Annotated in this window: 11 protein-coding genes; 6 read left to right on the plus strand and 5 right to left on the minus strand. The window is 71.3% G+C overall.

Annotation, left to right across the window (positions count from 1 at the left end):
- Nucleotides 1–365: 365 nt before the first annotated feature.
- From dusB to ABEB06_RS12730, 4 genes are all read right to left on the minus strand, one after another.
- Nucleotides 366–1,658 carry a tRNA dihydrouridine synthase DusB gene (dusB, locus tag ABEB06_RS12715; RefSeq protein WP_345696963.1) on the minus strand — a complete coding sequence of 431 codons (1,293 nt, stop codon included), beginning with the start codon at nt 1,656–1,658 and terminating at the stop codon, nt 366–368.
- 274 nt (nt 1,659–1,932) lie between these two features.
- Nucleotides 1,933–2,913, minus strand: coding sequence for a DUF4097 family beta strand repeat-containing protein (locus ABEB06_RS12720; protein ID WP_345696964.1), 981 nt, complete (start codon nt 2,911–2,913; stop codon nt 1,933–1,935).
- Nucleotides 2,910–3,557: a response regulator gene (locus ABEB06_RS12725; protein ID WP_345696965.1), complete on the minus strand. Its 648-nt coding sequence runs from the start codon at nt 3,555–3,557 to the stop codon at nt 2,910–2,912. The genes ABEB06_RS12720 and ABEB06_RS12725 overlap by 4 nt, the downstream gene beginning before the upstream one ends.
- Nucleotides 3,545–4,771: a sensor histidine kinase gene (locus ABEB06_RS12730; RefSeq protein WP_345696966.1), complete on the minus strand. Its 1,227-nt coding sequence runs from the start codon at nt 4,769–4,771 to the stop codon at nt 3,545–3,547. The genes ABEB06_RS12725 and ABEB06_RS12730 overlap by 13 nt, the downstream gene beginning before the upstream one ends.
- A 135-nt stretch (nt 4,772–4,906) precedes the next feature.
- Here ABEB06_RS12730 and ABEB06_RS12735 point away from each other — a divergent pair, with 135 nt between their 5' ends.
- The 3 genes from ABEB06_RS12735 (at nt 4,907) to ABEB06_RS12745 (ending at nt 8,448) form a co-directional block, all read left to right on the plus strand.
- Complete coding sequence (locus ABEB06_RS12735; protein ID WP_345696967.1) at nt 4,907–5,629, plus strand: hypothetical protein; 723 nt, start codon at nt 4,907–4,909, stop codon at nt 5,627–5,629.
- 626 nt (nt 5,630–6,255) lie between these two features.
- On the plus strand, nt 6,256–6,840 hold the full coding sequence (gene ybiA / locus ABEB06_RS12740; protein ID WP_345696968.1) for a riboflavin biosynthesis intermediates N-glycosidase: 585 nt from the start codon (nt 6,256–6,258) through the stop codon (nt 6,838–6,840).
- A 186-nt stretch (nt 6,841–7,026) separates the two neighbouring features.
- A complete protein-coding gene (locus ABEB06_RS12745) occupies nt 7,027–8,448 on the plus strand; it encodes a hypothetical protein (protein ID WP_345696969.1) in 1,422 nt (473 codons plus the stop codon).
- 270 nt (nt 8,449–8,718) lie between these two features.
- Here the strand turns inward: ABEB06_RS12745 and ABEB06_RS12750 are convergent, their stop codons facing one another.
- The gene (locus ABEB06_RS12750) at nt 8,719–10,101 is read right to left on the minus strand and encodes a glycine--tRNA ligase (RefSeq protein ID WP_345696970.1); all 1,383 of its coding nucleotides are present in this window, start codon (nt 10,099–10,101) and stop codon (nt 8,719–8,721) included.
- A 206-nt stretch (nt 10,102–10,307) separates the two neighbouring features.
- Here ABEB06_RS12750 and ABEB06_RS12755 point away from each other — a divergent pair, with 206 nt between their 5' ends.
- From ABEB06_RS12755 to ABEB06_RS12765, 3 genes are all read left to right on the plus strand, one after another.
- Nucleotides 10,308–11,276, plus strand: coding sequence for a metal ABC transporter substrate-binding protein (locus tag ABEB06_RS12755; RefSeq protein WP_345696971.1), 969 nt, complete (start codon nt 10,308–10,310; stop codon nt 11,274–11,276).
- Nucleotides 11,277–11,385: 109 nt separating this feature from the next.
- Complete coding sequence (locus ABEB06_RS12760; RefSeq protein ID WP_345696972.1) at nt 11,386–12,216, plus strand: metal ABC transporter ATP-binding protein; 831 nt, start codon at nt 11,386–11,388, stop codon at nt 12,214–12,216.
- 14 nt (nt 12,217–12,230) lie between these two features.
- The gene (locus tag ABEB06_RS12765; protein ID WP_345701825.1) at nt 12,231–13,277 is read left to right on the plus strand and encodes a metal ABC transporter permease; all 1,047 of its coding nucleotides are present in this window, start codon (nt 12,231–12,233) and stop codon (nt 13,275–13,277) included.
- Nucleotides 13,278–13,304 lie beyond the last annotated feature (27 nt).

The raw sequence follows: 13,304 nt of genomic DNA on the forward strand, positions 1-13,304 counted from the left end.
CTCGAAGATCACATGAGTCGGACGCAGAGTAGCGGCCTGTCGACCGCCACGTTTCCCCGGCTTGATTTCCTGCAGTCAGCTGCAGCGATCCACCCCGGCGAGCCTTCGGGAAGCGATCCCGACTTATACACCTTGGCGAACACCACTGACTGACCGTCAATCGCAACGATATGTGGCAAGCGTCACGAGTGCATCTCAGCGTCTCGGCGTAGCCCGGATCCGCCAATCGTTGCATTGGGCGATGACGGGGGCGCGCAGCGTGAGCAAAATCTGCCGAAAAGGAGCCCTCTTGGCCAGATCGGCAAAGAGGGCTGGGCCGAGGAGGCGGGACCCCATGAGGGGGCTATTTTGCCTCCTCGTCCTGATCATCCACCGGATGTATCCGATTCGGCATCTTCGCCCGGCCGGGCACAGTCATACGGATCGTCCAACCAGCCCTCGGGCAGGACCACCCGGTTGTTGCCGCTCGTCCGGCCGCGAGGACCGTCCGCCCCGGCCGGCCAGGACTGCTCCTGGTCGACCTCGGCCAGCGTCCCCGCCAGCTCCGCCAGCGTCGAGGAATTGGCGAGTCGCACCCGCAGCTCGGAACCGACCGAGAAACCCTTGGTGTACCAGGCCACGTGCTTGCGGAAGTCGATCACGCCCCGTGCCTCGTCGCCCAGCCACTCCCCCAGCAGCTGCGCGTGCCGCACCATCGCCGACGCCACGTAGGCGAAGGTCGGACGGGCGTAGTCCACCTCGCCCTCGAAGATCGAGACCAGGTCCTTGAACAGCCACGGCCGGCCCAGGCAGCCACGGCCCACCACCACGCCGTCGCAGCCGGTCTCGCGCATCATCCGCAGCGCGTCGTCCGCCGACCAGATGTCACCGTTGCCCAGCACCGGGATCTCCGCCGGAACCGACTCCCGCAGCCGGGCGATCGCCGACCAGTCCGCCGTACCGCCGTAGTGCTGCGCCGCCGTCCGCCCGTGCAGCGCGATCGCCGAGACTCCCTCCTCGGCGCCGATCCGCCCGGCGTCCAGGAAGGTGAGGTGGTCGTCGTCGATGCCCTTGCGCATCTTCATGGTGACCGGCAGGTCACCCGCGTTGGACACCGCCTCCCGCAGGATCTCGCGCAGCAGGTTCCGCTTGTACGGCAGCGCCGAGCCGCCACCCTTGCGGGTCACCTTCGGCACCGGGCAGCCGAAGTTCAGGTCGATGTGGTCGGCCAGGCCCTCCGAGGAGATCATCCGGGCCGCCTTGCCCACCGTCTCCGGGTCCACTCCGTACAGCTGGATCGAACGCGGCTTCTCGCTCGCGTCGAACTTGATCAGCTGCATGGTCTTGGCGTTCCGCTCCACCAGCGCCCGAGTGGTGATCATCTCGGAGACGTACAGCCCCTTGCCGCCGCTCTGCTCGCGGCAGAGCGTCCGGAACGGCGCGTTGGTGATGCCCGCCATCGGCGCGAGCACCACCGGCGGCCACACCTCCAGCGGGCCGATGTGCAGCGGCGAGAACTCGCCGTCGGCGGGGGCGCCGGTGAGCGCGTCGGTGGGGGCACCCGCCGGCCTGTTGGTGGGGGCGCCGGTGGGGGCGCTGGTGAGCGCGCCGGCGGGCACGTCGGTGGGCACGTCGGTGGAGGTGGGGATCGGGGTGGTCTCGGCGGGAGTGGCGGTCATGCTCGGCGGATCCTCAAGGGTCGGGTCCCAACGGCGGAATTCGGGACGTTCCATTGTCCCCCACCTGGCGGAGTGGCCGTGGGCGCGCGGGCTCGGGATGCCCCGACGTGCCTCGAGGTGCCGCGATGTGCCTCGGAATGCCTCGATGTGCCTTTGGAGGGGAAGCGGCGGAGCAGGGCTGGGGACTGGGGAATAGCGGGGCCCGGGACGTAGCGGGCGGGCTGCCTCGGGGGGCCGGCGGCATCGCGTGGGGGTAGGCGCCTGGTCGGGCGGGTCAGTGGGCGGAGGCGGTCGCCTTCCCCCGGGTGATGCTGATGGGTGCCGTGGCAGTGGAAAGATCGAGGAGTCGTGGTGCGGTGGTGTCCTCGATGCCTCGGGCGACGGCGAGGCGGCCGTCGATGGTGAGGGATTCGATCCGGTACCCGGCGCCGTCGTCCGGGAGGCCGACGATCAGGGGGCCCGACGCAAGCCGTGCCTTCACCACCTCCGGCGGACGGGCGAAGTCCAGGACGGACTGGCCGGAGTCGGCAGCCAGCTCCACGGTCTGCGAGGAGAGCCCCTTGCCGTCGATCTGTCCGGCGTCGGACTTCACCCAGAGCCGACCTGCCAGGTCGCGCAGCTCCAGCCGCCCCTCCTCGGTCGAGGCGTGGACCTCGCCCGAGATGCCGCGTATCGCCGCTCGCCCCGAGCGGGTCGCAACCCGGAGTGCGGTCGACGCGGGCACGGTGATGTCGACCGTGGCGGCGCAGCCCAGGACGGCCGCGCCGTGCGGGCAGTCGACGCTGACCTTCAGCGTGTCACCCGTCACCTCCTGGGAGACTGTCGGTCTCCCCAGCACCCAGCCCACCAGCTCGTCCACCACAACCCGGCCGTCGTCGCCGGCGCTGACGGCCACGTTCGCCGCGCCGCCGTCCACCTCCACCGTATGGATCGGCTCGGCGTAGGACTGCCGGTGGCGCTCCTCCTGCTGGGCGAGCTGGGACCAGGCCAGTACCGCACCGGCGAGGACGGCGACTGTCAGAACCAGCCCGGCGACCAGGCGCCAGCCTCGCGCCGCGGTGAGGGGCTGGGCAGCTTCGGGTCCGGTGGAGGTGGCGCGCGCGGTGCGCCCGGCGCGACCGGCGGTCGCGGTGCCGGTACCAGTGCCGGTACCTGTGTCGGTGCCGGTGCCGGTACCTGTGTCGGTGCCGATGGAGGTGGTCGCGCTGGTGGTGGCAGCTCCGGTGGTGGTTGTGACGTGCTCAGGGGGCGTCACGGGCTCACCTCCAGGTAGCGGAGCACGGCCAGGACCCGGCGGTGGGTGGCGTCGGCAGGAGGCAGGTCGAGCTTGGTGAAGATGGAGTTGATGTGCTTGGCGACGGCGCTGTCACTGATCACCAGAGCCTCGGCGATCGCGGTGTTGGAGCGTCCCTCGGCCATCAGGGTGAGGACCTCCCGCTCGCGCGGGGTGAGCCGGCGCAGCGGGTCGTTGTCCTTGCGGAGCAGCAGCTGGGCCACCACCTCGGGGTCGAGTGCGGTGCCTCCGTCGGCGACCCGCTGGAGGGCGTCGACGAAGTCGTCCACATTGGCCACCCGCTGCTTGAGGAGGTAGCCCACCCCGCTGGTGTTGGTGGAGAGCAGGTCAGCGGCGTAGCGCTCCTCGACGAACTGGGAGAGCAGCAGCACAGCCACCTCCGGCCACTGCCGGCGGATCATCAGCGCGGCCCGGACTCCCTCGTCGGTGAAGCCGGGTGGCATCCGGACATCGACCACGACCACCTGCGGGCGGTGCTCCTCCACCGCTGCGAGCAGGGTCTCGGCGTCGCCGACGGCAGCCGGGACCTCGAAGCCCACCGTTTCGAGGACTTTGACCAGGCCGACTCTCAGCAGGACCGAGTCCTCCGCGATCACAGCTCGCACGGCAGCTCCATGGTGATGGTGGTCGGGCCCCCGCGGGGGCTGGTGAGGGTGAAGGTGCCGTCGACGGATGCGGCCCGTTGGCGCAGGCCGTGCAGCCCGCTGCCGCGGCTGGCATCGGCGCCGCCCACTCCGTCGTCGGTGATGGTGATGTGCAATCGGTCGGCTGTCTGGCGGAGGGTGAGGTCGACCCTGGAGGCCTTGGCGTGCTTGGCGGCGTTGGTGAGTGCCTCGGAGACGGTGAAGTAGGCGACGGCTTCCACCGTGGGTGCGACCCGGTGGGGCAGGTCGACGGTGAGTCGGACGGGGACGGGGCTGCGGGCGGCGATGCCGGACAGGGCGGCATCGAGGCCGCGGTCTTCCAGGACCACCGGGTGGAGGCCGCGGACCAGGTCGCGCAGCTCCTCGATCGCTGCCTGCGCCTCCTGGTGGGCCTCGACGATGACCTGCATGGCCTCCGGGGGTATGTCGTGCAGGACGCGTCGGGCGAGCCCGAGATTCATCGCGAGGGAGACCAGGCGTTGTTGGGCACCGTCGTGGAGGTCGCGCTCGATCCGGCGGCGCTCGGCGTCGGCGGCGTCGACCACGCCTGCACGGCTCTCCGCCAGGTCCTCGACCCGGCGGGCGAGGAGGTCGGCGCGGTTGGGACCGAGCAGCGCCGACGCCGTACGGATCTCGGCCCGGGCCAGCCCGTCGAGCAGCCACGGCAGGAGGGCCAGGACGAGCAGGCCGGTGAGGGTGATCCACAGATCGGTGGTGCTCCACCCTGGGCCGGCCCGGAAAGGGCCACCGAAGGGGATCAGCCAGGCCCAGGCGTACACGCTCGCCATCAGCAGGCCGGCGCCCCAGAGGGAGAGCGCGACGGCGGCGAGCACGGCGTGCAGTGGCGCGGCCACCAGGTGGTGGGCGACCTGCCGCCAGGTGAACCCGGCCTTGATCCGCGCGCTCCATCCGGCACCGGCGGGCAGTCGGCCGGGGACGGAAACACCGCGCAGGGCGTGCAGCCGGCTGCGTTGTGCGGTGGTGAGGAGATCGGAACCGACCACGGAGAGCGGGATCAGGAACCACAGGTTCTTCGGGTCGGAGAGGGCGAGGAGGCAGGGCAGACCGAGCGGGACTCCTGCCGCGAGGAACAGTGAATCCCGCCGTGCCGCGGCCGACCACGGAGCGCGCAGGACGCTCCGGATCGGCTGAGGGCGAGGGCTGGATTTGAACATGGCGCTCAGCGTAGGCGGCGGCTGATCACGGCTGCCATGGCGTGAGCTTCAGTCTTTGGGGTGTAGTCAGGTACACCCCAAAGACTGAAGTGTGGACTAACGACACCGCTCCGGCGGACGGCGAGTCTTGACGGCATGACGAAGACGAACATCACGTACATGCTGCACGGCGGCCTGACCGCCTTTCACACCGGGCAGCACGGCCTCTCGCACGGCCGACCGGAGGAGTGCCGGCCGGCCGAAAGCTCGGGCCCCGTCGAGGGGATCGGAGCGGAGGGCACCGGGCTTCCGCTCGGGCGCAGGGTGGAGTGGGTCGATCCCGGTCCTCCCGACGGGCCGTGGGCGGTACGGGTGCTGTCCGGTGGTGGCCGCCGGGCCGCGATGGAGATCCACGAGCTCGGTGAGCTCCGCGATGTGGTCGTGGAGTCGGCGCTGACCGTCGGCTTACTGCGCGGCGCACGACGGGTCGACCGGCGAAGGCGGTGGCCCTTCAGCCACCTGCACGGCACGTCCGGTCCCGGCGACGGATGCTCGGCGCTGGGCGACAGGCCTTCCGGTCGGAGCGACAGCGTTCCGGCGCCGACCACCATCGCCTGGGGTCGGCTCCCCGAGTCCGGCATGCCCCCGCTGGTCACCTTCCTCAACGGGGTCCGGGGCGGTCGCCGTTGTGCCGGCCAGGTCGTACCCGTCGCCGAGCGGTTCTGGATCGCTTACGCCGAAGGCGCGTTCACCACAGTGCGGGCGGAGACCGCCGGCGGCGACTGGGCCGAAGTGCGGGCCCGTCGCACCCCGGCAGTCGGCCGGTCCACCACGGACGACACCCGGTCCGCAGCGACGGGCACCGGTGGTGCGTCATGAGTGCGGTCCTGGCGGTCCGGCCGACAGTCGGCAGCATCAGGCGAGTACGCGCGTTCACGCCCCGCGCCGCGTCCCGGATACTGGTCTGGTGCGGGCTCGCCCTGGTCCCCTGGGCCGCCCTGCTGGCCACCCTGCCGGGCGGCCGGGGGTGGGCCGTCCTCGACCTGGCCGAGGCGACTGCCCTGATCATCGGCGGCATCCGGCTTCACCAGGGGCAGGGCGCACACCGGTTCGCGGTGGCACTGGCCGCAGCACTGCTGCTGGGCGACGCCTGCTGCGATCTGGCCACCGCCGCGCCGGGCTCGGAGCTGGCCGCGGCGCTGCTGATGGCCGTCTGCGCCGAGGGGCCGCTCGCTGTCCTGTGCGGGAGGCTGGCGCTCGACCGGCCGACACCGGTTCCCACACCACCGCGCCCTCACCGCCCCGCGCTCCCGCGCCCTCACCGCTCCGCGCACCGGCGCCCTCACCGCCCCGAGCGCCCTCAGGTCCCCCTCTCGAAACCCAGGCGCGGCGCCCAGCACCGCCGTCCGACACCGCCTCCCAGGGAAGGGCCGTGCCCGGATCTCCGCAGGTCGCCGCCGGATATTTGCAAGCAGATCGTCAGTGGTCGATGACACCATGGCGGTATGACCACTTCCCCTGCCCAGGAGCCGACCGACACCCGGTCCCGCGAGGAGCTCACCGAGCTCGTGTCCCGCGGCGCCCGGCCCAAGTACCTGCTGTTCTGGGGACACCGGCCCGAGCGGGACGGCCGGATCGGGGCGGGTTCACTCAGCCAGTGGTGGCCGTCGCCGTTCACCGTCGACGGGGTCACGTACGCGACGGCCGAGCACTGGATGATGGCGGGGAAGGCCAGGCTGTTCGGCGACGAGCAGATCGTGCCACGCATCCTCCAGGCGCGGACACCGGCGGAGGCCAAGAAGCTCGGCCGGCTGGTGAGCGGATTCGACGAGGAGCGCTGGGTCGCCGAGCGCTTCGGTCTGGTCGTCGATGGCAACGTGGCCAAGTTCGGCCAGGACAACGCACTGCGCTCCTACCTGCTCGGTACCGGGCACCGGGTACTGGTCGAAGCGAGTCCGCTCGACCGGGTCTGGGGCATCGGTCTCGCGGCGGACAACGAGCAGGCCACCAGGCCTGCCGAGTGGCGCGGTCTGAATCTGCTGGGCTTTGCCCTGATGGAGGCTCGCGCCCGGCTCTCCACCGGCAGCTGAGCGTTTCCCCGCTCCTGCCCGCTTCGTCCGTAACTTCCGTGCTTCGCACGGCAATCGAAGTGAATATCGCAAAGCTTCGGACGCACTCCCGTAACGTTCTCGCCGTATCGCGACGAAAGGATGACCCGCAGTCGATGGCGGGAGCTGGTGGGAGGCTCCCGGCCGAGAGATCGGGGCGGGATCACCATGACGCTGCAGGAGCTGGAGCCGACATCGGCCGAGGTCCAATCGCTACGGGCGGAACTGGACGAGCTACTCAGAGCACGGCAGTTCGCGGCACAACGCGAGCGCCGGCTCACCGAGGCCCTGCGCTCGGCCGACGCCTCGGCCGGGGACCGCCGCCAGCACGGCGACCTTCAGCGCCAGCTCGCCCAGGCACAGTACCTGCGCGAGGGACTCGGCACCCGGTGCCTGGAGCTGAGCGGCCGTCTCATCGCCATGGAGGACAGCCTTCTCGTCCAGCAGCGCTACTCCGGCAGTCGCCGATCCGCCGCGGAGGCGGACCACCGACCACCGACGTCAACAACGCCGCCCACTCCGCCGCAGGCCTCGACCGCCCCGCCCCCGAAAGTCTCGGAGACAGCACCTGCCGCCGAGCTGTCCGGGCACCCGCACCGGAGGATCCCCGCAGCGGAGGCCACCACCGCGCCGACCCGGCCGCCGGCAGTACCCAGCCGCCCAACGGCGACGGCAACGGCAACGGCAACGGCAACGGCCGCATCGACCGGGCCCGCCACACCGTTCACCGGAATCAATCGCCCCCGGAACGCAGCACCCTCATCCGCCCCGCCCCTCACTTCTCCCATCAACCCGGATTCGACGGACGCGTACCAGCAGCGGCCCCAGCCCGCGCGGCACCGCACCGTCGTCGAGCTCGGCGCACTGGCGAAGCGCATCACCGACCTGCACCTGCAGGGCGCGGTCCGGGACTCGGCGGCAATCGTCGCGCAGGCGGCGATATCGCTCGTCCCCGCCGACGTCGCCCGACTGGTCGGCCTCCTGCGGGACGGCGGTCCGGCCGGGGCCGCCGGATACCTGGCGCGGGCAACCTCCTACGGGCCACCCGAGCAGACGGCAAGGACACTGGCGGAGCTACGCACCACCGGGCTGGTGGAGGAGGCCGCCGAGCTCTTCCACACGCTCTGGTCGGTGCCGGTCAGCGCGCTGCCCGCGATGCTGGCGGCGCTCGAGCAGGCAGGGCAGTCGGCGGACGGGCACACGCTGCTCTGGGAGTGGGCGTCCGCGCCACCGGCCGAACTGGCCGAGCTCGCAGCCCGCTTGCGGGAGGCAGGGAGGTCCGACGACGTCAGCAACCTCCTGCGGCAGGCGGTGGGCCGGCCGATGGGCGAGGCGGCGGCGGTCGCCCTGGCACTGGATCCCGCGCTCGCGGTCGGCCTGGTCGGCGAAGTGGTTCGGCTCCGGTCGGCCGGCGACCTCGGCGAGTTCGCGGCAGCGGTTCACGGGCAGCCGGTCCTCTACGAGGCACTGCTCGGCGCCGTGGCGGCGCTGGACGAGAGCCGCGCCCGCAGTGCCTTCGCCTCGCTCCGCTCGGTCGGCCTCCCGACCGAGTCTCCCCGCACCCGAGGCCGCGGCCGCATCCGCCGCTGACCCCGGCCGGTCCGAGCCGCCGACCCAGCCGCCGAACCAGCCACCGCCCGAGCGACCCCCGCCAAGAACTTCGACGCCCCTGACCGGTCCGAGCCCCCACCCCAAAATGCCCCGGCGCAAATGCCCCGGCGCCCAGCCCGATCAACCACGACGCCCACCCACCCCGAACGCCTCCAGCGCTCCGAACGGCAACACCCCACCCCCAACGACAACGGCTCCCCACCGCCGCAGCGGTGGGGAGCCGGGTGTCCTGGTCGAACGGCGGCTTCGTCAGCAGCCGATCAGACGGGCAGCCAGGTACGACTTCACCTGGTCGAGCGACACGCGCTCCTGCGCCATGGTGTCCCGCTCGCGGACGGTCACGGCGTTGTCCTCGAGGGTGTCGAAGTCGACGGTGACGCAGAACGGGGTGCCGATCTCGTCCTGGCGGCGGTAGCGCTTGCCGATGGCGCCGGCGTCGTCGAAGTCGACGTTCCACGCCTGCCGCAGGTCGGCGGCGAGGCCGCGGGCCTTCGGCGAGAGGTCGGCGTTGCGGGAGAGCGGCAGGACCGCGACCTTGACCGGCGCGAGGCGCGGGTCGAGGCGCATGCCGACGCGCTTCTCCATCTGGCCCTTGGCGTTGGGGGCCTCGTCCTCGAAGTAGGCGTCGAGGAGGAAGGCCAGCAGGGCGCGGTTGAGGCCGGCTGCGGGCTCGATGACGTACGGGAAGTACCGCTCGCCGGACTCCTGGTCGAAGTACTTGAGGTCCTTGCCGGAGTGCTCGCTGTGGACCGCGAGGTCGTAGTCGGTCCGGTTGGCGATGCCCTCGAGCTCGGAGAACTCGCTGCCGCCGAAGTTGAAGCGGTACTCGATGTCCACCGTGCGCTTGGCGTAGTGGGAGAGCTTCTCCTTCGGGTGCTCGAAGTAGCGCATGTTCTCCTCGCGCAGGCCGAGGTCGCGGTACCAGTTCCAGCGCTGCTCGAGCCAGTACTCGTGCCACTGCTCGTCCTCGCCCGGCTTGACGAAGAACTCCATCTCCATCTGCTCGAACTCGCGGGTGCGGAAGATGAAGTTGCCGGGGGTGATCTCGTTGCGGAAGCTCTTGCCGACCTGGGCGATGCCGAACGGCGGCTTCTTGCGCGAAGTGGTCTGCACGGCGCTGAAGTTGGTGAAGATGCCCTGCGCGGTCTCCGGGCGGAGGTAGGCCAGGCCGGAGCCGTCCTCGACCGGGCCGAGGTGGGTCTTCAGCATGCCCGAGAATTCCTTGGGCTCGGTGAAGGCACCCTTGTTGCCGCAGTTCGGGCAGTTGATGTCGGCGAGGCCCTTCTCCGGGAGCTTGCCGTGCTTGGCCTCGTACGCCTCTTCGAGGTGGTCGGCGCGGAAGCGCTTGTGACAGGAGAGGCACTCGGTCAGCGGGTCACTGAAGGTGGCGACGTGGCCGGAGGCCTCCCAGACCTCCTTGGCGAGGATCACCGAGGAGTCGATACCGACGACGTCCTCCCGAGCGGTGACCATCGAACGCCACCACAGGCGCTTGATGTTCTCCTTGAGCTCGACACCCAGCGGACCGTAGTCCCAGGCGGCACGGGTGCCACCGTAGATCTCGCTGCAGGGGTAGACGAAGCCACGGCGCTTGCTCAGGCTGACAATCGTGTCGATCTTGTCGGCGGCCACAGTGCTCTCTTCGGTACGGACGCCGGCACGGGGTACCGGCGGCACGGTCTAGGCGCGGCTGGTTGCACGCACCCGAATACCTCAGGTTACCGGGGAGGCGGGTGGGCGGTTCAACTCGGTAATTGCGCGCGCGTCGGTCAGGTGAGCGAGCAGAGAACAGCTGCGCAAGTTGACAATCATTTCCACTTAAGATGAGAATGGTTGTCATGAAGATCCGACGCCGCCCCACCTCCATAGCCCTCGCTGCCACCGCCCTTGTCAGCGCGCTCACGCTCTCCGCCTGCGGCGGGAGCAGCAGCGCGAAGGACGGCAGCGGCAAGCTGGCGGTGGTGGCGTCGTTCTATCCGATGGAGTTCCTGGCCCAGCAGATCGGCGGCGACCACGTGGTGGTCACCGACCTCACCGCCGCCGGCGTCGAGCCGCACGACCTCGAACTGACCGCCAAGCAGGTCGGTGCGGTCACCAAGGCCGGCGCCGTCCTCTACCTCAAGGGCCTGCAGCCCAGCGTGGACAAGGCGGTTGCCCAGTCCCACTCCCAGCACGTGGTGGACGCGGCCGCCGCCTCCCCGCTGGTCGACCACCACCTCGACGAGGGCACCGAGGAGCACGGCGGCGAGGCCGGTCACGAGCACGCCGACGCCGCCGGCGACCCGCACATCTGGCTCGACCCGACCCGCTACGCCGCCGTCGCCAAGAGCGTCGGCGCCGAGTTCGCCAAGGCCGACCCGGCCCACGCCGCCGACTACCAGCAGAACACCGACGCCCTGGTCACCAAGCTCGCCGCCCTCGACAAGGAGTTCCAGGACGGTCTGAAGGACACCAGGACCAAGGCCTTCGTCACCAGCCACGCCGCGTTCGGCTACCTCGCCGACCACTACGGCCTGGAGCAGGTCGCGATCAGCGGGGTCGACCCGGAGGCGGAGCCCACTCCGGCCCGGCTCGCCGCGATCCAGCAGGCGGCGAAGGAGCACGGCGTGACCACCGTGTTCTTCGAGACCCTGGTCAGCCCGAAGCTCGCCGAGACGGTGGCGAAGGACCTCGGTCTGAAGACCGCCGTCCTCGACCCGCTGGAGGGCGTCAAGGACCCGGCGAAGGACGACTACTTCTCGGTGATGAAGCAGAACCTCACCAACCTCCGGTCCGCCCTCGCTGCCACCCCCACCACCACCGGCTGACACCACCCGGCACGAGCCACGGCCGCGAACCACAAGCCGCCGACCACCGGCCACGAGCCACACGCCACAAGCGACAAGCCACCGGAACAACGGAACCTCGGGAACCACCATGAGTGCTGTGATCTCCACGGCAGACTCCGACCAGGCGCGGCGCCCCCTCCTCGGGGACGCCGCGCCGGCGGCGGTCTGCCTCCGCGACGCCGTCGCCTCGGTCGGCGGCCGGCCGGTGCTGCGCGGCGTCGACCTGACCGTCCGGCCCGGCGAGGTGGTCGCCCTGCTGGGCGCCAACGGCTCGGGCAAGTCCACCACCGTCAAGAGCGTGATCGGTTCGGTGCCGCTGGACCGCGGCGACCTGGAGCTGTTCGGCACCCCGTTCTCCCGCTTCCGCGACTGGCGGCGGGTCGGATACGTGCCGCAGCGCACCACCGCGGCGAGCGGGGTGCCGGCGACCGTGCGCGAGGTGGTCTCCACCGGCCGGCTGCCGCTGCACCGCCTGCTGCCGTTCCGGCGCAAGGACCGTGAGGCGGTGGACCGGGCGCTGGCCGCGGTCGGCATGCTCGACCGGGCGTCGGACGGCGTCGCCAACCTCTCCGGCGGCCAGCACCAGCGGGTGCTGATCGCCCGTGCGCTGGTCGGCGAGCCCGACCTGCTGATCATGGACGAGCCGATGGCCGGCGTGGACGTGGTCAGCCAGCAGCTGCTCGCCGAGATCCTCCGCCGCGAGGTCGAGCGCGGCTGCTCCGTCCTGCTGGTCCTGCACGAACTCGGTCCGCTGGAGCCGCTGATCGACCGGGCCGTGGTGCTGCGCGACGGCTGCGTGGCGCACGACGGTCCGCCGCCCCGCGGCGTCGGCCAGCACGCGCTGCCGGGCCACGACCACGTCCACCCGCACGCGGACGACGACCACCACCGCTCCACCACCCGAGGGCTGCTGACGTGATCGACCTGACCGAGATGCTGCAGTACGACTTCATGCAGCGGGCGCTGATCGCCGCCGTGCTGGTGGGCATCACCGCGCCGGCCGTCGGCATCTACCTGGTGCAGCGGCGGCAGGCGCTGATGGGCGACGGCATCGGCCACGTCGCGCTGACCGGTGTGGGCCTGGGCTTCCTGTTCCAGACCAGCCCGGTGTGGATGGCGGTCCTGGTCTGCGTGCTGGGCGCGATCGTGATGGAGCTGGTCCGCTCGCGCGGCAACCAGCGCGGGGACATCGCACTGGCGATGCTCTTCTACGGCGGCATGGCCTGCGGAAAGTTGCTGGTCTCGAAGAGCGCGCAGGCGGGCAGCGGCAGCCTGGAGAGCTACCTGTGGGGGTCGATCCTCACGGTCTCTCCCGCCGACCTGGTGGTGATCTCCGGACTGGCCGCTGTGGTGATCGCGGTGACCTTCGGGCTGCGCCGCCAGCTCTTCGCGATCTGCCAGGACGAGGAGTTCGCCCGGGTCACCGGCGTGCCGGTGCGGCTGCTGAACCTGCTGCTCGCGGTGATGGCCGCGGTCACCGTCACGGTGGCGATGCGGGTGGTCGGACTGCTGCTGGTCAGCGCGCTGATGGTGGTCCCGGTGGCGGCCGCGCAGCAGCTGACCCGGTCGTTCGCGGCGACCCAGGCGGCGGCGGTGGGCCTCGGCATCACGGTCGCGGTGCTCGGCGTGGGCGGCTCGTACGAGACCGACCTGCCGCCCGGGCCGACCATCGTGCTGCTGGCGATCGCCGCGTTCGCGCTGTTCAGCGCGGTGGCCGCGCCGCTCGCCCGGCGCCGGCACCGGTCCGCCCCGGACACCGGTCCGGCGGTCTGCGACGTCGTCCTCCCCGCGCAGGACGACCAGCGCGGCGCGCAGCACGGCAACCGCGGCGCGCAGCACGACCACCGCGGCACGCTGCACGGCGACCTCGGCACGCTGCACGGCGACCGCGGCACGCTGCACGGCGACCACCCCGCCGACGGGCCGGACGGCACCCGTCGTGCGGAGGATCCGCTGCCAAGTGGAGGGCTGGCACAATGATGTGCGACACCACTCGACGAGCAGGAG

This window comes from Kitasatospora terrestris, assembly GCF_039542905.1.
Taxonomy (GTDB): domain Bacteria; phylum Actinomycetota; class Actinomycetes; order Streptomycetales; family Streptomycetaceae; genus Kitasatospora; species Kitasatospora terrestris.